We start from the raw sequence: 18,473 nt of genomic DNA, 5'->3' as shown, positions 1-18,473 counted from the left end.
ACAAGATCATTGCCTTGGACCCGCCCCGGCCACGCCGCGCAGGCTTGGGCCCATGAACACAGACGTGACTGACGTGATCGTGACCGACGTGATCGTGATCGGCGGCGGCACCGGCGGGTACGGCACCGCCCTGCGCGCCGCGGCCCTCGGCCTGAAGGTCGTCCTCGCCGAGCGGGACAAGGTCGGCGGTACCTGCCTGCACCGCGGCTGCATCCCCAGCAAGGCGATGCTGCACGCGGCCGAGCTCGTCGACGGGATCGCCGAGGCCCGCGAGCGGTGGGGGGTGAAGGCGACCCTGGACTCGGTGGACTGGTCCGCGCTGACCGCCACCCGCGACGACATCGTCGGCCGCAACCACCAGGGCGTCGAGGGCCACCTGAGCCACGCCGGGGTCACCGTGGTGCGCTGCGGGGCGCGGCTGACCGGCCCGCGGTCCGTGCGCACCGAGGACGGCCGGGAGTTCACCGCCACCCGCGGGATCGTGCTCGCCACCGGCTCGCGGCCGCGGATCCTGCCGGGCCTGGAGCCGGACGGCACGACGGTGGTGACCAGTGACGACGCGCTCTTCGCGCCCGGGCTGCCGGGGTCGGTGCTGGTGCTGGGCGGTGGGGCGATCGGGGTGGAGTACGCCTCCTTCCACCGGTCGATGGGCGCCGACGTCACCCTGGTCGAAGCGGCCGACCGGCTCGTCCCGCTGGAGGACGTGGACGTGTCGCGGCACCTGGCCCGGGGGCTGCGGAAGCGCGGGATCGACGTGCTGACGGGGGCCCGGCTGGAGGGGGCGGTCCGCGCCCCGGACGGCAGCGGGGTGAGCGCCACCGTGCGCACCGCCCGCGGCGAGCTGCGCGTGATCGCCGCGGAGCGGCTGCTCGTCGCGGTCGGCCGGGTGCCGGTGACGGACGGGTTGGGCCTGGAGGCGGCCGGACTGGCCGTGGACGAGCGGGGGTTCGTCGCGCCCGCCGACTGGTCTCGGCTGGAGACCGCGGTCCCGGGCATCCACGTGGTCGGCGACCTGCTGCCGCCCCCGTCGCTCGGGCTCGCGCACGCCTCGTTCGCGGAGGGGTTGCTGGTCGCGGAGACCCTGGCGGGGGTGGCGTCGGCGCCGGTGGACTACGCGGCGGTGCCGCGGGTGACCTACTCGGCCCCGCAGACCGCCGCGGTCGGGCTGACCGAGGCGCAGGCGCGGGAGCGGTCCTACGACGTGGTGGTCAACTCGATGCCGCTGACGGCCGTGGCGAAGGGCATGGTGCACGGGCGGGGCGGGATGGTGAAGGTGGTCGCCGAGCGCGGCGGGCGGGTGCTCGGGGTGCACCTGGTCGGGCCGCACGTGTCGGAGATGATCGCGGAGAGCCAGCTGATCGTGGGGTGGGACGCCGAACCGGCCGACGTGGCCCGGCACGTGCACGCCCACCCGACGCTCTCGGAGGCCGTCGGCGAGGTCTTCCTGACCCTGGCCGGGCGCGGCCTGCACCAGCAGTAGCCGGGCGCGGGGGCGACCGTGGGTCGTCCGGTGTCAACCCGGAGCCTCCGGTGCGGTAGGGGCGCACGTCAGGCGGGCAGAGCTTGACAGTGACCCTCCTCCGAGACATGTGCTACCCCACGCCGCAGGAACTCGCCCTGGCGGCCCGCGCGCTGGCCGACGCGCACCCCTCCCTGGTCCGGCTCCGTCGTACCGGGACCTCCCGGGGCGGGCGCCCGCTGTGGCTGCTCTCCGTCCAGTCGCCCGCCGAGGACGGGACGCGGCCCGCCACCGCGCCGGGCTCCGGTCCGGGCTCCGGTCCGGGCTCCGGCTCCGACTCCGGTCCGGGCTCCGGTCCGGGCTCCGGCTCCGACTCCGGTCCGGGCTCCGGCTCCGGTCCCGGCGCCGCCCCGCGCCACAACGTCCTGGTCGTGGCCGGGGCCCACGCCAACGAACCCGTCGGCGGGCCGACCGCCCTCGCGCTCGCCCGCCGCGTCCTGGACGCCCCGGGCCTGCGCGCCGGGTGCGGCTGGCACTTCCTGCTCTGCGCCGACCCGGACGGGGCGGCCCTGCACCGCACCCCGCATCCGCACTCGATCCTGGACTACCACCGCAACTTCTTCCGCCCGCCCGGCCCCGAACAGCCCGAGTGGGCGCCGTCCTTACTGCCGCCGGACCGGCTGCCGCCCGAGACCCTGGCCCTCACCGCGCTGATCGACGAGCTGCGCCCGGTGCTCCAGGTGTCCCTGCACGCGACGGACCTCGGCGGCAGCTGGGTCCAGCTCACCCGGGACATACCGGGACTCGCCGAACCGTTCGCCAAGTCGGCCGCCGAGCTGCGGATCCCGGTGGAGACCGGCGCCTCGGACGCGGCGGGCTGGCCCTCCCCCGGCCCCGGGATCTTCGTGATGCCCGCGCCGGACAGCGCCGCCCCCGGGGTGTTCCACCCGGAGGACACCCGGCTGAGCACCTGGTACCACGCCCACGCCTACGACGGGACGACCGCGATCGTCGAGGTCCCCATGTGGGCCAGCGACCTGGTGGACGATCCGGCCCCGCACCCCGACCCGCGGCGCGCCCTGCGGTCCCTGGCCCGGCGGCTCACCGCGGACGCCGAGCAGGTCGCCCGGGTGCTCGCCGGGGCGCGCGGCCAACTGCCCGCCGGGGACCCGGCGTCGGGACCGCTGCTGCGGGCGGTGGACTGGACGCTCGCGCTGATCCCGCAGATCACCGCGGAATGGTCCGCCGGCTCCGCGCCCCCGGAGGCGACGGCCGCCTACATCGGGAGCATCGACGCCTTCGCCCGCCGCCTCGCGCTGCGGGCCGCCGCCATGCTGCTGCGGGTGCTGTGCGCGGCCGGGCACCCGGCGGCGACCGCGCTGGAGCGGCTGGTCACGGGCTGGTGCGAGGCCTTCGCGGCCCGGTTCCAGCCGCGCTGGGTGCCGGTGGCCACCCAGGTCGAGCACCAGACCCGCACCGTGCTGGCGACGTACGAGCGCCTCTTGGCGGCCGGTCCCCCCACTACCGCCGGGAGGTGAACCCCGCTCGGTCCGCGTCCGCGGCCGTGTCCGCGGCGGCCGGGACGGGCCAGCCGTACCGGCGCTTGGGCGTGCCCGCGGCGCCGAGGCGGTCGTAGAACCGGACGGCCCCTTCGTTCCAGTCGGGGGTCTGCCACTGGACCTGGTCGAGGCCGAGCTCGGCCGCGAGGGCGGCGACGGCGGCCATCAGGGCCGCGCCCAGGCCGTGGCCGCGCGCGCCCTCGGCGAGGTAGAGGCAGTCCATGTGCAGGTAGTGGGCCGCGTCCCAGAAGGCGAACTCCCGGGAGCAGGCGGCGTATCCGACCGTCCGCCCCGTCGGGTCCTCGGCGATCAGCACCCACAGCGGGGGCGCCGGCGCGTCGCCCCCGGGGAAGAGCAGCGGGCCGAGCCGCTCGGCCAGGTCGGGCGGCCGGGGGGCGGAGCGTTCGTAGGCGACGTGCTCGTGGATGAGTTCCACCACGCGCGGGAGGTCTTCGGGGCGCGCCGGGCGCACCGCGGGCCGTTGGTCCATGGAATCCATGCCGCCATCCTGCGGGCCGCCCCGCCGCGCCGCGCGGGCGGGGTCACGGTGCCAGGCCTAGGCGCGCCGGACCTCGAACTGGAAGCAGCCGTACTCCAGGGCCCGTACGTGCACCAGTGCCACCTCGGGCGCGGCGAAGGCCTCCCCGAGCACCCGGTCGAAGCCGGCCGCGGCGTCGTCCGGGACCTCGAAGAGGCGGCCGCCCACGATGTGCCCGTCGGCGTCGTAGCGCCGCACGGTGCGCAGGGCCCCCGTGCGCGCGAAGGGGTACCCCTGGTCCTCGCCCGGCCCGGCGCACGGGCCGGCGTGGATGAAGACGGGCCCCACCTCGTCGTAGGCCCCGGGCTCGACCCCGGTGGCCGCCGCCCAGCGACGCAGCGGGGCGTAGGAGACGAGGGCGACCCGGTCGCCGGCTTCGATCCCGCGCAGGCAGCAGCGCAGGGGGCTGCCCACGCAGTCGAGCGGCGCCCCGTCCGCGCGGGCGGTGAAGGGCCGCGTCGGGTGCCCGGCGTCATCGGTGGTCCACAGTTCGCTCAGGGCGGCGGGCGGGATGGGCAGGGGCGTGTAGGTCGTCGTCATGGCCCCAGTCTCGGCGCCCGCCCTCGGCGCGGGCTGGCAGGAATCGGACGTGTAACCCACCGGTCGCGACCGACCGCCCCGTCAACGAGGGGAAGACCATGCCCATCAAGATCGGCCGTGCGGCCGGGCGCGGTGCCGGGCGTCGCGTGCCCGGCAAGATCCGAAAGGGACGACCTAGTTCGCCGACAGGCGGTACTGCATGGTGCCGAAGCCGACCTGGTCGCCGGCGCGGACCACGGCGGCGCCGGTCACGCGTTGGCCGTTGACCGTGGTGCCGTTGGTGGAGCCGAGGTCGCGCAGCACCCACAGGCCGCCCCGCAGGCTGAGCTCGGCGTGGTGGCGGGAGACCGTCTCGTGGACGAGGCGCAGGCCGCTGCCGGGGTCCCGACCGATGGTCAGCGGGTGCCCGAGGCCGCCGTGCGGCGGGAGCAAGAGCTTCGGCAGCTTCTCCGCGGCCCAGGCGCGCCGCACGCCGGCGCTCACCGCCGAGACCTTGCCGACCCAACCGAACAGACGCTGCGTCAGGGGGCTTTCCAGCCCGCTCGGGCCGCGCGTGCCCAGGTCGGCCGTGAGGACGGCCAGGTCCTCGGCGCGGCGTGCGACCAGCGCGAGTTCCATCCGGCGCACGAAGGTGTCGTGCGAGAGCCTGCCGTCCGCCGCACCGTCCCGCAGCCGGCCGAGCGCGCGCTCGCGCTCCGCGTCGGAGACCCGGGGCACCGGATAGGCGGGGAACTCGAAACTGGACGTCACAGGGTGATTGTCGGCCCGTCGTGCACCAAGTGTCCAGAACTCCCGCGTCCGGCCCGCGATGATGGGCCGGGTCGAGACGCCGTCGTGGCACGAATGCCGGTTGCCGCCCGAGACGAGGGGACCGTCCATGCAGTTCGAGGTGTGGGCACCACAGGCAGGTCAGGTGGGTCTGCGGCTGAACGACAGCACGCGGAACATGGCGCCCGATCCGGAGCGAGCGGGCTGGTGGTACGTGGCGGCCCCCGCCGCCGACGGGGACCGGTACGGGTTCCTCCTGGACCCCGCCGACGCCCCGGACGGGCAGGCGCCGCCCGTGCGGCCCGATCCGCGCGGGCGGCGCCTGCCCGACGGCCCGGACGGGCTCTCGGCCGTGGTCGACATCGAGGCGCTCTTCCCGAAGGTCCCGGCCCCCGCGCCCCGCACCTCCCTCCAGGACGCCGTCCTGTACGAGCTGCACATCGGCACCTTCACTCCCGAGGGCACCTTCGACGCGGCCGCGGCCCGCCTGCCCCATCTCGGCGCCCTCGGCGTCACGCACGTGGAGCTGATGCCCGTCTGTTCCTTCCCGGGGCGGCACGGCTGGGGCTACGACGGGGTCGCGCCGTGGGCCGTGCACGAGCCGTACGGCGGCCCGGCCGGCCTCGCCCGCTTCGTGGAGGCGGCGCACGGCGCCGGGCTCGGGGTGGTGCTGGACGTGGTGCACAACCACCTCGGCCCCTCCGGGAACCACCTCCCGGCCTTCGGCCCGTACTTCACCGACACGCACCACACCCCGTGGGGCGCGGCGATCAACCTGGACGCGCCCGGCTCCGACGAGGTGCGCGCGTACCTGATCGGCAGTGCGCTCGGCTGGCTGCGGGACTACCGGATCGACGGGCTGCGGCTGGACGCCGTGCACGCGCTGGCCGACGGTCGGGCGCTGACCTTCCTGGAGGAACTGGCCGCGGCCGTCGACGCGTTCGCCGCCGAGACCGCGCGGCCCCTGTTCCTGATCGCCGAATCGGACCAGTGCGATCCGCGGACGACGACCCCGCGCACGGACGGCGGCCTCGGCCTCACCGCGCAGTGGAACGACGACTTCCACCACGCCCTGCACTGTGCGCTGACCGGCGAGTCCCAGGGCTACTACGCCGACTTCGCCGGCGCCCCGCTCGGCGCGCTGGCCAAGACCATGACCCGGGCCTTCTTCCACGACGGCACCTGGTCCTCCTTCCGGGGCCGCACCCACGGCCGCCCGGTGGACCGGCGCCGCACCCCCGCGCACCGCTTCCTCGGGTACACGCAGACCCACGACCAGGTCGGCAACCGGGCGCTCGGCGACCGGCTCGCCGCTTCCCTCTCCCCCGGGCTGCTGGCCTGCGCCGCGACCCTGGCGCTGACGGGGCCGTTCGTGCCGATGGTGTTCATGGGCGAGGAGTGGGGGGCGGGGACCCCTTGGCAGTACTTCACCGACCATCCGGACCCGGCGCTCGCGGAGGCCGTGCGCACCGGCCGCCGCCGGGAGTTCGCGGCGCACGGCTGGAAGGCCGAGGAGATCCCGGATCCGCAGGATCCGGCGACCCGGGAGCGGTCCTGCCTGGACTGGGCCGAGCCGGAGGCGGCCGCGCACGCCCGGCTGCTGGAGTGGTACCGGACGCTGATCGCGCTCCGCCGGACCCTGCCCGACCTGCGGGATCCCGATCTCGCGGCGGTCCGGGTGGCCTGCGACGAGGAGCGCCGCTGGGTGACCTTCCGGCGGGGGGACGTCCGGGTCGCGGTCAACCTGTCCGCCGAGCCGGTGACGATCGCGCTGGGCCGCAACGGCGTACGGGTGTTGGCCTCCTGGGAGCCGCTGGACCACCCGGGGCCGGACGGCCGGCTCCACCTCGCGGGCGAATCGGCGGCGGTCCTCGGCCCGTGAGCGGGGCTTCCCCGCCGGGATGACGGGGATCGATCCGCTCCCCGGCCGCACCACCGGCCGAATCCGTGGCGGACGCGGCCGGGGCGTCGGGCGTGGCGTCGGGATGTGTACGGGGAGTCGGGTGATGATGGCGCGGTGCGACTTGATCACGTGTCCTATGCGGTGGCCCGCGACAGCTTCGTCTCGACCGTTCAGTGGATCGGATCGGCCCTCGGCGCCGGCTTCGTCGACGGGGGCGTGCACCCGCGATTCGGTACACGCAACTTCATCCTCCCGCTGAGCGGCGGCACCTACGTCGAGGTCGTCACCACGCTCGACCACCCCGCCGCCGACCGCGCGCCCTTCGGCCAGGCCGTCGCGCGCCGCGCCGCCGAGGGCGGCGGCTGGCTCGGTTGGGTGGTCTCCGTCGACGACATCACCCCGGTCGAGGCCCGCCTCGGCCGGACCTCGACCGAGGGCCACCGCGTCCGCCCCGACGGGTTCGACCTGCGGTGGAAGCAGATCGGCCTGCTGGAGCTGATGGAGGACCCGCAACTGCCGTACTTCCTCCAGTGGTTGGCCCCGATCGAGGAGCGCCCGAGCGCCGACCCGCGCACCTCCAGCAGCATCCACGGGGTCTCCCTCGCCGGCGACGCCGCCTCCATCGCCGAATTCCTCGGCGAGCCGGCCGACCACCCCCTCGACCAGATCGACGTCACCTGGGTCGAGGACGAGGAAGCGGGCCTGGTCTCCGTCGAGTTCGCCACCGCCCACGGCCCGGTCACGATCTGACCGGGCCGGGCCGGCGACGCCCCCGAATCGTCGGCGTTACTCGACGACGGCGAGTTCGTGCGGGGCGTTGTTGAAGCTGCGCCCGCCGTCCTCGGTGACCGTCACGATGTCCTCGATCCGGACGCCGAAGCGGCCCGGGAGGTATATGCCGGGCTCGACGGAGAAGCACATGCCGGGGACGAGGGGCCGCTCCTCGCCCTCGATCATGTAGGGCGGTTCGTGCGTGGTGACGCCGATGCCGTGGCCGGTGCGGTGGATGAACCGCTCGCCGTAGCCGAACTCGGTGATCACCGCGCGGGCCGCCCGGTCCACGTCCTGGCAGGCGATGCCGGGGCGGACCGCCTCGACGGCGGTCCGCTGGGCCTCCCGGACGATGTCGTGCACGCGCTGCTCCTCGGCCGTCGGCTCGCCGACGTGCACGGTGCGGGAGATGTCGGAGCCGTAGCCGTGCTTGAGGCCGCCGAAGTCGAGCACCACCATGTCGCCGTGTTCGATCACCCGCGGGCCCGCCTCGTGGTGCGGGTTGGCGCCGTTGGGTCCGGAGCCGACCACGGTGAAGTCCACCTGGGAGTGCCCGTACTCGCGCAGCAGCGCGGCCAGGTCCGCGGCGACCTCGGTCTCCGCGCGCCCGGCGAAGCGGACTCCGAGGATCCGGGCGTAGGCGGCGTCGGCGGCGGCGCCCGCCGCCGCCAGCCGGGCCAGCTCGCGCTCGTCCTTGACGGCGCGCAGCATGGGCAGCGCGTCGGTGAGGGAGACGTAGGAGGTCGTGGGCAACTCCCGCTGGAGTCCGAGCAGGTGGAGCGCCCAGGTGTTGTCGCTGACCCCGAAGCGACCGGTGACGTCGAGCAGCGGGGCGGTGACGCCGTAGGGGTTCTTGCCGTCGGTCCAGTCGCGCAGGGTGAGCGCGGGAGCGCCGGCCGCCGCGGCCGCGTCGGGGGCTTCCAGGGTGGGGACGACGAGCACCGGGTCCTGCCCCGCGGCCAGGACGAGCAGGGTCAGCCGCTCGGTGTCCACGGGCCGGTAGCCGGTGAGATGGGTGAGGTCGGGGCCGGGGGCGATGAGCAGACCGGCGAGCCCGGCGTCGGCGGCGCTCTGCGCGGCCGCGGCCATCCGGGCCGCGTAGTCCGCGGCGGTGAAGGGGTCGGGGGCGGTGTCGGACGCGGTACCGGGTGCGGTGTCGAAGGCCATGGGCCGATCCTGCCGTGAGAGGTGCGGTGCGCGCGACGGCCGCGCCGGTGGAACCGGGTCGGCGGGCCCCCGGAAACGGTGTCGCGGGACCACCTCCCTGATCGGCTATGCTGTGCTTGCACATCGAACGGGCGGTCCGCCGCCCTTCGTGGTGGGTGTAGCTCAGTTGGTAGAGCACCTGGTTGTGGTCCAGGTGGCCGCGGGTTCAAGTCCCGTCACTCACCCTGATCCCGTGGGGGGTACGAGGTTTTCCTCGTACCCCCCACGGGCTTTTCCACATCCGCACACCGGCCGGGACAGCGATGCGGCAAGAACGATTCACCAGGGCCGTCGCCGGCGCGCGCGGCGCCCTGCGCGGCGGCGCCGCGGTCGGGGTCCTCGGTGGGGCCGTCGGAGCGGCGGCCCTGTGGGCCGTGGACCGGGCCACCGTCGTCGACCCGCACGCCGAGACCGTCCTCACCACCTCGGCCGTGGTCGGCGTGCTCGCCCTGCTGCCCGGACGCCACCGCGCGCTCGCCCTGGAGCGGTGCGCCCTGGTCGCCTCCGTCCTCTCGCTCGTGGCCACGGCCGCGATGCTCGTGCCCGACCGGGGCACCGGCGGGGGGTGGGGGCTGCTGGAATCGGCCGCGCTGCTGAGCCTGCTGGTCCGCGCCGCCCGGTCCACCGCCTCCCGTCGGGTGGTGCCGCTGTGCCTGCTGCTGTGGGTGGCCGCCGCCGGAGCCCCGCTGCGGATGCCGAGCGACGAGGACGCGGAGACCGCCGCCTTCGCGCTGACCCTGGTGGCCGCGGCCGCCGCCGGCCTCGGCGGCTACCTGCGGCTGTTGGACGCGCGCCGGGCCCGGGCCATCGCCGCCGTGCGCGAGCACGAACGCCATGAACTCGCCCGTGACCTGCACGACTTCGTGGCCCACCACGTGACCGGCATCGTGGTCCAGGCGCAGGCCGCCCAGGCGATCCGGGAGACGGCGCCCGAACGGCTCGATCCGCTGCTGCGCTCGATCGAACGGGCGGGCTCCGAGACGCTGGCCTCGATGCGCCGGCTGGTGCGGGTGCTGCGCGAGCAGGACACGGGCGTGCTGCGCCCGCAGGACCTCTTCGCGGAGCTGGGCCGGCTGGTCGCGGACCGGCCCGGCGCGGTACTGACCCTGGCGCGGGAGGTGCGCGGGGTGCGGCTGGCGCCGGAGGTGGAGACCTCCGTGCACCGCCTGGTCCAAGAGGCGCTGACGAACGTGACCCGGCACGCGCCCGGGGCGCGCGCCACCCGGGTGGACCTGACCGCCGACGGAGCACGGCTCCGCGTCGAGGTGGTCAACGACCGCGGGGAGCGGCGCGGGCACGTCCCGCCCGGCGGCCGGGGCGGTCTGGGCCTGATCGGCCTGCGCGAACGGGTCGAGGCGGTGGACGGGCGGCTGGCGGCGGGGCCGCTGCCGGGCGGCGGGTGGCAGGTCACCGGTGCCTTCCCGGTGCTCGCCTGGCAAGATCAACGCCATGAGCCGTGACATCCGCGTACTGATCGCCGACGACCAGGAGATGGTCCGCACCGGCTTCGCCCTGATCCTGGGCGCCCAGCCGGGCATCGAGGTGGTCGGCGAGGCGTCCGACGGCGCCGAGTGCGTGGAGCTGGCCCGGCGGCTGCGGCCGGACGTGTGCCTGGTCGACGTACGGATGCCCCGGCTCGACGGCCTGGAGGTGACCCGGGCGCTCGCGGGCCCGGGGGTCGCCGATCCGCTGCGGGTGGTGATCGTGACCACCTTCGACCAGGACGACTACGTGTACGGGGCGCTGCGCGGCGGGGCCAGCGGCTTCCTGCTCAAGGACGCGGGACCCGCGCTGCTGGTGGAGGCGGTCCGGGCGGCGGCCCGGGGGGACGCGCTGGTCTCCCCCGCGGTCACGGTGCGGCTGCTGGAGCGGCTCGGCGAGGCGCCGGCGGCCGGGGACCCCGGCGCGCGGGCGGCCGTCCCGCCGGTGTCGGGGCGCGAGCTGGACGTCGTACGGCTGGTGGCGCGCGGGCTGACCAACCAGGAGATCGCCGACGAGCTGTACATCTCGCTGTCGACGGTCAAGACCCACCTGGTGTCGGTGCAGGCCAAGCTGGGCCTGCGCAACCGGGTCGAGATCGCCGCCTGGGCGTGGGAAACGGGCGCGGTCACCTCCCGCGGACCGGTCGGCTGAGCGGCGGGGCGGCTCATCGATGGCGATCAACGGCCTTCCCGCGCTGATCTGCGCGCTGATCCTGGCGGGCGCGGTGTTCACGGCGGTGGTGTGGTGGGCCTGGCCCCGGCTGGCCGCCCCCGGTGCGAGACCGGTGCTCGGCCGGATCGGGCTCCAGTTGGTGCTCGCCCTGGCCATGGGGCTGCCGCTGCTGCTCGCGGTGAACGGCGCGTACGGCTTCTACTCCTCCTGGCACGACATACTGGCCCTGTCCCGCGACGAGCCGGTGGTGAGCGGGGACCCGGGCGCGGACGCCGTGCGGGTCCAGGGCACCCACTCCTGGCGGTACCTGGGCTCGGACGATCCGGCGGTGATCGGGCGGATCGAGGCGGTGACGGTGCGCGGGGCCCGCAGCGGGCTGAACGGGCAGGCGTACGTCCACCTGCCGCCGGAGTTCCTGCGGGCGAGCGCGGAGCAGCGCGCCCGGTTCCCGGTGGTGCTGGCGCTGAGCGGGTACCCGAGCACGACACGGGTGCTGATCGACCTGTTCCACTACCCGCGGCTGGCCCTGGACGCGGTGCGGTCGGGGGCGATGCGGCCCGCGGTGTTGGTGATGATGACCCCGACGGTGGCGCCGCCGCGGGACACCGAGTGCGTGGACGTGCCGGGCGGACCGCAGGTGGAGACGTTCTTCGCGCGGGACCTGCCCGCGGCGGTCGCCGGGCACTACGGGCTGACCCGGGACCCGCGGGGGTGGGGCGTGATGGGCAATTCGGTGGGCGGGTACTGCGCGCTGAAGCTGGCCCTGCGGGCGCCGGAGTCCTACCGGGCGGCGGCCGGGCTCTCGGCGTCCTACGCGGCGGAGCGGGACGAGGAGACGGGCGAGCTCTTCGGCGGGGACCCGGTGCGGCGGCGGGAGAGCGACCTGCTGTGGCGGCTGCGGGCGCTGCCGCAGCCGCCGGTCTCCCTGCTGGTGGCGAGCAGCCGCAAGGGCGAGAAGCAGTATCCGCAGACCCTGGAGTTCATCGCGGCGGTGCGACCGCCCGCCCGGGTGTCCTCGATCGTGCTGGACAGCGGCGGGCACAACTACGAGACCTGGGGCCGGGAGCTGCCCCCGGCGCTGGAGTGGCTGGTGGGACGGCTGCGGGTGGACTGAAGGCGCCGGGCGCGGGGCCGGGGCGCGAACCGTCCGATCGATGGATGCCGGGGCGCCGCTCCCGTACCTCCGGACGAGGACGTCCGCGGGCGGCGCGGGGCAGGGTGGCGGCATGACCACCGCTCCGCCCGCCCCGACCCGAGCCGCCGCACCGCCTGCCGCCCCGCCCGCCGCACCGCGGCCGCCGACGGCCGGGCACCGCATCGGTGCGCTGATGTTCCTCAGCCGCTGGCTCCAGCTCCCGCTGTACCTCGGTCTCATCGTGGCCCAGGTGGTGTACGTCTGGGTCTTCCTCAAGGACCTCGCCCACCTCCTCGCGCGGCTGGGCAGCCTGGACGAGACGGGCACGATGCTGATCGTGCTGGGCCTGGTCGACGTGGTGATGGTCGCGAACCTGCTGCTCATGGTGATCGTCGGCGGCTACGAGACCTTCGTGGCCCGGGTGGACCTCAAGGACCACCCGGACGAACCGGAGTGGCTCAGCCACGTCAACGCCAACGTGCTGAAGGTCAAGTTGGCCACGGCCATCATCGGCATCTCCTCCATCCACCTCCTGAAGGCCTTCATCGAGATCTCCCGCGAGGGCTGGGTGTGGCAGCAGACGATGTGGCAGGTGATCGTGCACTTCGCGTTCATCGTGTCCGCCATCGCGCTGGCCATGATCGACCGCCTGCTGCCCAAGCCCGCCGAGGCACACTGAGGCGCGCCGAGCGCGCTCACGTCCCCAGGAACGCCTCGACCTCCGTCACGAAGGCGACCGGGGTCTCGTGGGTGGGGTAGTGGCCGGTGCCGGGGAGGACGTGCACGCGGCAGTGCGGGTAGAGGGCCTGCCAGGTGGAGCGCACCAGGTCGGCGGTGAGCGCGAGGTCGTAGGCGCCGACGAGGGCCAGTACCGGGACCGTGTTCCCCTTGACCGCCGCGGACAGGTCCAGGGGCTGCCAGCTCTCGAAGTAGGCGGCGAAGGCTTCGGGGCGGGAGACCTCCAGGGAGTGCCGGACCATCCCGTCGAGCCAGTGCCGGCTGGCCCGGTTGCCGGTGACCAGGTCGAGGATGGTGCGCCGGTTCTCCGGGTCCGCTGCGGCGCCCCGGAAGAGCGCGTGGGTCCCGTCGTCCATCGTGTAGGGCCCGGCGGGCACCGGGGCCACCCCGATCAGCTTCTCGACCCGCTGCGGGGCCCGGGCCAGTACCTGCTGGGCGGCTTTGGCCCCCATGGAGTGCCCGATCAACGAGAAGGTGTCCCAGCCCAGTTCGTCGGCGAGGGCGAGCACGTCGTCCGCGATCTCCGGGACCGTGTAGCGGCCGGCGACCTCCTTGCGCTCGCCGTAGCCCCGGTAGTCGGGGAAGACGTACGAGAACCGCGCGGGGTCGAGGTGGTCGAGTACGGATCCCCAGTGCGCGGAGGTCCCGAACCAGTCGTGCAGCACGACGACGCGGACGGGCCCGGTGCCGATCCTGCGGTGGGCGATGGCCATGTGTTCTCCCTCGGTGACGGAGCCGGTGGGGGTGGCGCGAACCGACGCCGTACGTTCTGCCCAGCGGGCCCACGATCACACCGCGCCGCCGACATCCCGCGGCCGCCGCCGCCCCGGCGACCTCGCGGTGCTGGAGCGGCGGCGGCCGCGGGTCCCGGAGGCAGGCCGGGTCAGGCGGTCCTGAGCGCCGGGTCGGAGACGCCCGGGGCGCCCGTCTCCACGTGGCCCGCGAAGCGGCGCAGGAAGGTGGCGTCCGCGTCCGAGACCACCTTCACGTCGTACCAGCGGCCCGTGGCCTGGAGGTTGACGGTGTAGGCCACCGTGGCCCCGGGCGACACCTTGAAGGTCTGGGCGGCGCCGCCGTAGGCGTTGGTCACCGTGAGGTTCACGGCGGCCGTGCCCGCGTTGGTCATGGACAGGTCCAGGTTGCCGGAGGCCGTGACGTGCCGGGCCCGCACCTCCGGGCCGGCCTTCTTCGCCGGGCCCTTGAAGGTGGCGAGGAAGCCGTTGGGGCCCCAGACGCTGAGGTTGATCTGGTTGCCGGTGGAGCTGCTGGTGCTCCAGGTGTCGGAGAGGGTCTTGCCCGCCTCGACCGTGTAGGGCCAGGGGCCGTCCGTACGGTTGCCCGAGGTGCTGTGGAAGTGCCCGCCGAGCCTCGGGCCGCTGGCGAAGGTGAGGGTGAACTTGCCGGTGGAGACGGTGGCCGCGCCGTCCACGTACGGCGCGTAGCCGAGCGCGCGGGTGGGCTTGGAGCCCGCCTCCTGCACCGGCAGGGAGCCGGTGGTCGGGGGGACCGGGTGGTAGGACGCGTGCGCGTTGTGGTCCTTGGGAACGTAGCCCGCGGTCGAGGGCAGCGCGGCGGGGGTGGCGTCGGCCCGGGTGAAGTCGAAGGCCGCGGTCAGGTCACCGCAGACGGCGCGGCGCCAGGGCGAGATGTTGGGCTCCTGGACGCCGAAGCGCTTCTCCATGAAGCGGATCACCGAGGTGTGGTCGAAGGTCTCGGAGCAGACGTAGCCGCCCTTGCTCCAGGGCGAGACCACGATCATCGGCACGCGCGGGCCGAGCCCGTAGGGGCCGGCCGCGTAGCCGGCGACGCCTCCGGTGTAGAGGTCCTTGGTGACGTCGGCGGTGGACAGGCCCCAGGCCGAGGAGGCGGGCGGGTACGGCGGCACGACGTGGTCGAAGAAGCCGTCGTTCTCGTCGTAGGTGATGAAGAGGGCGGTCTTCGCCCACACGGCCGGGTTCGAGGTCAGCGCGTCGAGGACCTGGGAGATGTACCAGGCGCCGAAGTTGGTGGGCCAGTTCGGGTGCTCGCTGAAGGCCTCGGGGGCCGCGATCCAGGAGACCTTCGGCAGGGTGCCGTTGGCCACGTCGGCGCGCAGCCGGTCGAAGTAGCCCTCGCCCGCCTTGGCGTTCGTACCGGTGCGGGCCTTCTCGTACAGGGGGTCGCCGGGCTGGGCGTTGCGGTAGGAGTTGAAGTAGAGCAGCGAGTTGTCGCCGTAGTTGCCGCGGAAGGCGTCGCCGATCCAGCCCCAGGACCCGGCCGCGTTCAGCCCGTCGCCGACGTCCTGGTAGACCTTCCAGGAGACCCCGGCCGCCTCCAGCCGCTCGGGGTAGGTCTTCCAGCCGTAGCCCGCCTCCTGGTTGCCGAGGACCGGGCCGCCGCCGGTGCCGTCGTTGCCGGTGTGGCCGGAGAAGAGGTAGTAGCGGTTGGGGTCGGTCGCCCCGATGAAGGAACAGTGGTAGGCGTCGCAGACGGTGAAGGCGTCGGCGAGGGCGTAGTGGAACGGGATGTCGTTCCGGTTCATGTACGACATGGTGGTCGTGGTCTTGGCCGGGACCCACTTGTCGTACTTGCCGTTGTTGTAGGCCTGGTGGCCGCCGGCCCAGTCGTGGTTGAGCCCCTCGACGAACTGCATGCCCAGGTCGCCCACCGTCGGGTGGAACGGCAGGACGTCCTTGGTGCCGTTGGACTGGTAGAAGACGGACTTGCCGTTGTCCTGGAGGACCGGGCGCGGGTCGCCGAAGCCCCGGACGCCCTTCATCGTCCCGAAGTACTGATCGAAGGAACGGTTCTCCTGCATCAGTACGACGACGTGCTCGATGTCCTGGATGGTGCCGGTGGAGCCCTGCGCGGGGATGGCGGCGGCGCGGGCGATGCTCTCCGAGAGGAGCGTGGCGGCGGCGGTGCCGCCCGCGATCTGGAGGAACCGGCGACGATCGAGTTCTGCCATGGTGTGAGGACCTCTGGGGGTGAGGAGGGGTGGTGCGGGACGTCGAGGGGCGCCCCAAGGACAACGCGTCCGGCGTACCAACCGGAGTTGCTTGCGTGACCCTCCGACGTCCACCCGGAGAACGGAAGACCTCGTCCCCCGTCTTCTCCCCGCCCCCACCCTCCCTTCACCCCGCACCCTTCCCCGGCCCCGCGTACGACGACGCCGGGGCCCGCCGTCCGATGACAGCGGGCCCCGGCGCGGGACGTGCGGCGGCCTCAGCCCTCTTCGGGGGCCAGGCGCAGGGAGATGGAGTTGATGCAGTAGCGCTGGTCGGTCGGGGTGGGGTAGCCCTCGCCCTCGAACACGTGGCCCAGGTGGGAACCGCACTTCGCGCAGCGGACCTCGGTGCGGACCATGCCGTGCGAGGTGTCGGCGATCAGCTCGACCGCCTCGGAGTCCTTCGGGTCGAAGAAGGACGGCCAGCCGCAGTGCGACTCGAACTTCTCCGTGGACCGGAACAGCTCGGAGCCGCAGGCGCGGCAGGAGTAGACGCCGGCCGTGGTGGTGTCCGTGTACTCACCGCGGAAGGCGGGCTCGGTGCCCGCCAGGCGCAGCACCTGGTACTCCGACGGCGTCAGCTCCGCCTGCCACTGCTCGTCGGGCTTCTCGATCTCGTACGCCATCGCGCCTCTCCCGTTTCAGTTCGCCAGCCGGGCCAGGATGACCGGACCCAGATCGGTCACGTCACCCGCCCCCATGGTGAGAACGAGGTCGCCGGGCTTCGCCATTCCCGCGATGACCTCCGCGACGGCGTCCTTGTCGTGCTCGGCGCTGACGTCGGCGCCCGCGGCGCGCGCCGCGGCGATGATGATCTCGCTGGTGACACCGGGGACCGGGTCCTCGCGGGCCGGGTAGATGTCGAGGACCACGGAGGCGTCGGCCAGCGCGAGGGCCTGGCCCATCTCCTTGCCCAGTTCCTGGGTGCGGGAGAAGAGGTGCGGCTGGAAGACGACCAGGATCCGGGCGTCCCCGGCGGCGCCGCGGATGGCCTCCAGGTCGGCGGTCATCTCGGTGGGGTGGTGCGCGTAGGAGTCGATGACCTGCACGCCCGCCGCCTCGCCCTTGAGCTGGAGGCGGCGCTTGACGCCGGTGTACTTGCCGAGCGCGGAGGCCAGGTTGTGCGCGGGGATGCCGAGGGCCACGCCCGCGGCGAGGGCGGCGACGGCGTTGAGCGCGTAGTGGCGGCCGGGCACCGAGACCGTGAAGGTGAGCAGCTTGCCGCCGATGAGGACGGTGACCTCGCCCGCCAGACCGCGCGGGGTGATCTTCAGGACGCGGACGTCGGCCGTCTCGGTCTCGCCGTAGGTGACGACGTTGACCGAGGACAGGTCGCGGACCCGGCGGGTCAGCTCGACCGCGCCTTCCTGGTCGGCGGAGACGACCAGGGTGCCACCGGGGAGGATCTTGCCCACGAAGGTCTCGAAGGAGTCGTGGATCTCCTCCATCGAGGCGTAGTTCGCGTGGTGGTCCAGCTCGCTGTTGAGGACGATGGCGACCTGGGGCGCGTACTTGTGGAAGCTGCGGTCGCTCTCGTCCGCCTCGGCGACGAAGATGTCGCCCTCGCCGTGGTGGGCGTTGGAGCCGGGGGCGTCCAGGTCGCCGCCGATGGCGTAGGAGGGGTCCAGGCCCAGGGCCGAGAGGGAGACCGCCAGCATGGAGGTGGTGGTGGTCTTGCCGTGCGTACCGGCCACCGCGATCGGGCGCAGGCCGTCCATGAGCGCGGCGAGCGCGTCGGAGCGGTGCACCACGGGGACGCCGAGCTCGGCCGCGCGGGCCAGCTCCGGGTTGTCGGCGCGGATGGCGCTGGAGACGACCACGCAGGTGGCGTCGTCGGCGAGGTGGCCGGCGGCGTGCCCGATGTGGACGGTGGCGCCGTGGGCGCGCAGTGCGGCGGCGGTCTCGGAGTCACGGGCGTCGCTACCGGCGACCCGCGCGCCGCGCTGCGCGAGGATCTTCGCGATGCCGGACATGCCGGCGCCGCCGATGCCGATGAAGTGGGGCCGTTCCATGGCGGTCGGCAGGCCGGGCGTCATACAGGTCGCTCCTGATGGTCAAACGTGACGGTGTGCGTGGCGCCCAGCCTATTCGTTGTGGGCGAAGAGTTTGAGCACCGGAACCCCGACCTTGTGCCGAGCCCGCGAGGCCCAGTCCCGGTGGAAGAACTCCTCCACGAAGTGCGGGGCGGTCAGAACGATCACCTCGTCGGCGCCCGTCTCCGCCACGACGGCCTTCAGCTTGTCGAGCGGGTGGTCATCGATGACCTGCCCGACGGCCTTGGCTCCCTTGGCCCGCAGGGCCGCCAAGGACAGGGACAACGCCTGCTCGGCGGGGCCGCGGGCGGCGTCGCCCTCGGGTTCGTCCCCCTCGTGCAGCGCCTCGGGCAGCTCGCCGAGCGCGACATCGTCGATGGCGCGCAGCAGCCGGTCCTGGTCGCCCCGGGGCTGCATGAGGACGAAGAAGGAGACCGGGTCGTCTCCGTGCAGGGTGGTGACGAAGTCCACGTCTACGGATGTCAGAGGCTGCTCGATCATCAAAACGCTCGTGAACACGGACGCCCTCTCCTTCGTGGGCCGCGGGGGGGGGGGGGGGGGGGGGGGGGGGGGGGGGAGGGAAAAGCACCCCCCCCCCCCCCCCCCCCCCCCCCCACAAAAACCACCACCCCAACACAAAAAAAAAAAAAAAAGCATCGGGCTCTTCACCCCCCCCCGCCCTC

General features: G+C 74.0%; 17 protein-coding genes and 1 tRNA gene. 9 read left to right on the top strand and 9 right to left on the bottom strand.

What is annotated here, in order from left to right; genetic code table 11:
- Nucleotides 1-52 precede the first annotated feature (52 nt).
- Together lpdA and ACZ4UB_RS25075 are read left to right on the top strand one after the other, a co-directional pair.
- The gene (gene lpdA, locus ACZ4UB_RS25080) at nt 53-1,480 is read left to right on the top strand and encodes a dihydrolipoyl dehydrogenase (protein WP_468073351.1); all 1,428 of its coding nucleotides are present in this window, start codon (nt 53-55) and stop codon (nt 1,478-1,480) included.
- Nucleotides 1,481-1,587: 107 nt separating this feature from the next.
- Complete coding sequence (locus ACZ4UB_RS25075) at nt 1,588-2,997, top strand: M14 family zinc carboxypeptidase (RefSeq protein ID WP_468073349.1); 1,410 nt, start codon at nt 1,588-1,590, stop codon at nt 2,995-2,997.
- On the opposite strand, the gene ACZ4UB_RS25070 is transcribed toward ACZ4UB_RS25075, so the two are convergent.
- The 3 genes from ACZ4UB_RS25070 to ACZ4UB_RS25060 form a co-directional block, all read right to left on the bottom strand.
- Entirely contained in the window at nt 2,981-3,517 is a 537-nt protein-coding gene (locus ACZ4UB_RS25070; RefSeq protein ID WP_468073347.1) for a GNAT family N-acetyltransferase, read from the bottom strand. The two genes, ACZ4UB_RS25075 and ACZ4UB_RS25070, sit on opposite strands and share 17 nt — an antisense overlap.
- 57 nt (nt 3,518-3,574) lie before the next feature.
- On the bottom strand, nt 3,575-4,096 hold the full coding sequence (locus ACZ4UB_RS25065; RefSeq protein WP_468073345.1) for a DUF1203 domain-containing protein: 522 nt from the start codon (nt 4,094-4,096) through the stop codon (nt 3,575-3,577).
- Between the two features lie 174 nt (nt 4,097-4,270).
- Nucleotides 4,271-4,846: an FHA domain-containing protein gene (locus ACZ4UB_RS25060; protein ID WP_468073343.1), complete on the bottom strand. Its 576-nt coding sequence runs from the start codon at nt 4,844-4,846 to the stop codon at nt 4,271-4,273.
- Nucleotides 4,847-4,973: 127 nt separating this feature from the next.
- Here ACZ4UB_RS25060 and treZ point away from each other — a divergent pair, with 127 nt between their 5' ends.
- Both treZ and ACZ4UB_RS25050 read left to right on the top strand, forming a co-directional pair.
- Nucleotides 4,974-6,746 carry a malto-oligosyltrehalose trehalohydrolase gene (gene treZ / locus ACZ4UB_RS25055; protein WP_468073341.1) on the top strand — a complete coding sequence of 591 codons (1,773 nt, stop codon included), beginning with the start codon at nt 4,974-4,976 and terminating at the stop codon, nt 6,744-6,746.
- A 135-nt stretch (nt 6,747-6,881) separates the two neighbouring features.
- Nucleotides 6,882-7,517, top strand: a complete 636-nt coding sequence (locus tag ACZ4UB_RS25050; RefSeq protein ID WP_468073339.1) for a VOC family protein — start codon at nt 6,882-6,884, stop codon at nt 7,515-7,517.
- 36 nt (nt 7,518-7,553) lie between these two features.
- Here the strand turns inward: ACZ4UB_RS25050 and ACZ4UB_RS25045 are convergent, their stop codons facing one another.
- Entirely contained in the window at nt 7,554-8,705 is a 1,152-nt protein-coding gene (locus tag ACZ4UB_RS25045) for a M24 family metallopeptidase (RefSeq protein WP_468073337.1), read from the bottom strand.
- A 151-nt stretch (nt 8,706-8,856) separates the two neighbouring features.
- Between ACZ4UB_RS25045 and ACZ4UB_RS25040 the strand changes: the two genes are divergently transcribed.
- The 5 genes from ACZ4UB_RS25040 (at nt 8,857) to ACZ4UB_RS25020 (ending at nt 12,712) form a co-directional block, all read left to right on the top strand.
- Nucleotides 8,857-8,929: transfer RNA gene (locus ACZ4UB_RS25040), tRNA-His, on the top strand.
- 78 nt (nt 8,930-9,007) lie between these two features.
- Nucleotides 9,008-10,204 (top strand): sensor histidine kinase, encoded by a 1,197-nt coding sequence (locus tag ACZ4UB_RS25035; protein WP_468073335.1) that lies wholly within the window; start codon nt 9,008-9,010, stop codon nt 10,202-10,204.
- Nucleotides 10,194-10,877, top strand: coding sequence for a response regulator (locus tag ACZ4UB_RS25030; protein WP_468073333.1), 684 nt, complete (start codon nt 10,194-10,196; stop codon nt 10,875-10,877). The genes ACZ4UB_RS25035 and ACZ4UB_RS25030 overlap by 11 nt, the downstream gene beginning before the upstream one ends.
- Before the next feature lie 19 nt (nt 10,878-10,896).
- Entirely contained in the window at nt 10,897-12,012 is a 1,116-nt protein-coding gene (locus ACZ4UB_RS25025; protein WP_468073331.1) for an alpha/beta hydrolase, read from the top strand.
- 112 nt (nt 12,013-12,124) lie between these two features.
- Entirely contained in the window at nt 12,125-12,712 is a 588-nt protein-coding gene (locus tag ACZ4UB_RS25020; protein ID WP_468073329.1) for a TIGR00645 family protein, read from the top strand.
- Nucleotides 12,713-12,728: 16 nt separating this feature from the next.
- Here ACZ4UB_RS25020 and ACZ4UB_RS25015 read toward each other — a convergent pair whose 3' ends face one another.
- The 5 genes from ACZ4UB_RS25015 to ACZ4UB_RS24995 form a co-directional block, all read right to left on the bottom strand.
- Nucleotides 12,729-13,484, bottom strand: a complete 756-nt coding sequence (locus ACZ4UB_RS25015; protein WP_354379200.1) for an alpha/beta fold hydrolase — start codon at nt 13,482-13,484, stop codon at nt 12,729-12,731.
- Between the two features lie 170 nt (nt 13,485-13,654).
- Nucleotides 13,655-15,718 (bottom strand): phosphocholine-specific phospholipase C, encoded by a 2,064-nt coding sequence (locus ACZ4UB_RS25010; RefSeq protein WP_468073327.1) that lies wholly within the window; start codon nt 15,716-15,718, stop codon nt 13,655-13,657.
- 257 nt (nt 15,719-15,975) lie between these two features.
- The gene (gene msrB / locus ACZ4UB_RS25005) at nt 15,976-16,383 is read right to left on the bottom strand and encodes a peptide-methionine (R)-S-oxide reductase MsrB (protein ID WP_385775960.1); all 408 of its coding nucleotides are present in this window, start codon (nt 16,381-16,383) and stop codon (nt 15,976-15,978) included.
- Nucleotides 16,384-16,398: 15 nt separating this feature from the next.
- On the bottom strand, nt 16,399-17,793 hold the full coding sequence (murC, locus tag ACZ4UB_RS25000) for a UDP-N-acetylmuramate--L-alanine ligase (RefSeq protein ID WP_468073324.1): 1,395 nt from the start codon (nt 17,791-17,793) through the stop codon (nt 16,399-16,401).
- A 48-nt stretch (nt 17,794-17,841) separates the two neighbouring features.
- Nucleotides 17,842-18,309, bottom strand: a complete 468-nt coding sequence (locus ACZ4UB_RS24995; protein WP_468073322.1) for an indole-3-glycerol phosphate synthase — start codon at nt 18,307-18,309, stop codon at nt 17,842-17,844.
- Nucleotides 18,310-18,473 lie beyond the last annotated feature (164 nt).

The sequence above is a fragment of the Streptomyces sp. NPDC028419 genome (assembly GCF_055565515.1).
The sequence above is the reverse complement of the archived record's forward strand: the minus strand, read 5'-3'. Positions and strand labels throughout refer to the sequence as shown.

Coding starts and splice junctions, on each gene's coding strand:
- ACZ4UB_RS25065 (WP_468073345.1), bottom strand. CDS start 4,096: ATGACGACGACCTACACGCCCCTGCCCATCCCGCCCGCCGCCCTGAGC.
- ACZ4UB_RS25035 (WP_468073335.1), top strand. CDS start 9,008: ATGCGGCAAGAACGATTCACCAGGGCCGTCGCCGGCGCGCGCGGCGCC.
- treZ (WP_468073341.1), top strand. CDS start 4,974: ATGCAGTTCGAGGTGTGGGCACCACAGGCAGGTCAGGTGGGTCTGCGG.
- ACZ4UB_RS25030 (WP_468073333.1), top strand. CDS start 10,194: ATGAGCCGTGACATCCGCGTACTGATCGCCGACGACCAGGAGATGGTC.
- ACZ4UB_RS25015 (WP_354379200.1), bottom strand. CDS start 13,484: ATGGCCATCGCCCACCGCAGGATCGGCACCGGGCCCGTCCGCGTCGTC.
- ACZ4UB_RS25075 (WP_468073349.1), top strand. CDS start 1,588: ATGTGCTACCCCACGCCGCAGGAACTCGCCCTGGCGGCCCGCGCGCTG.
- msrB (WP_385775960.1), bottom strand. CDS start 16,383: ATGGCGTACGAGATCGAGAAGCCCGACGAGCAGTGGCAGGCGGAGCTG.
- ACZ4UB_RS25045 (WP_468073337.1), bottom strand. CDS start 8,705: ATGGCCTTCGACACCGCACCCGGTACCGCGTCCGACACCGCCCCCGAC.
- lpdA (WP_468073351.1), top strand. CDS start 53: ATGAACACAGACGTGACTGACGTGATCGTGACCGACGTGATCGTGATC.
- ACZ4UB_RS25020 (WP_468073329.1), top strand. CDS start 12,125: ATGACCACCGCTCCGCCCGCCCCGACCCGAGCCGCCGCACCGCCTGCC.
- ACZ4UB_RS25010 (WP_468073327.1), bottom strand. CDS start 15,718: ATGGCAGAACTCGATCGTCGCCGGTTCCTCCAGATCGCGGGCGGCACC.
- ACZ4UB_RS25070 (WP_468073347.1), bottom strand. CDS start 3,517: ATGGATTCCATGGACCAACGGCCCGCGGTGCGCCCGGCGCGCCCCGAA.
- murC (WP_468073324.1), bottom strand. CDS start 17,793: ATGACGCCCGGCCTGCCGACCGCCATGGAACGGCCCCACTTCATCGGC.
- ACZ4UB_RS25025 (WP_468073331.1), top strand. CDS start 10,897: ATGGCGATCAACGGCCTTCCCGCGCTGATCTGCGCGCTGATCCTGGCG.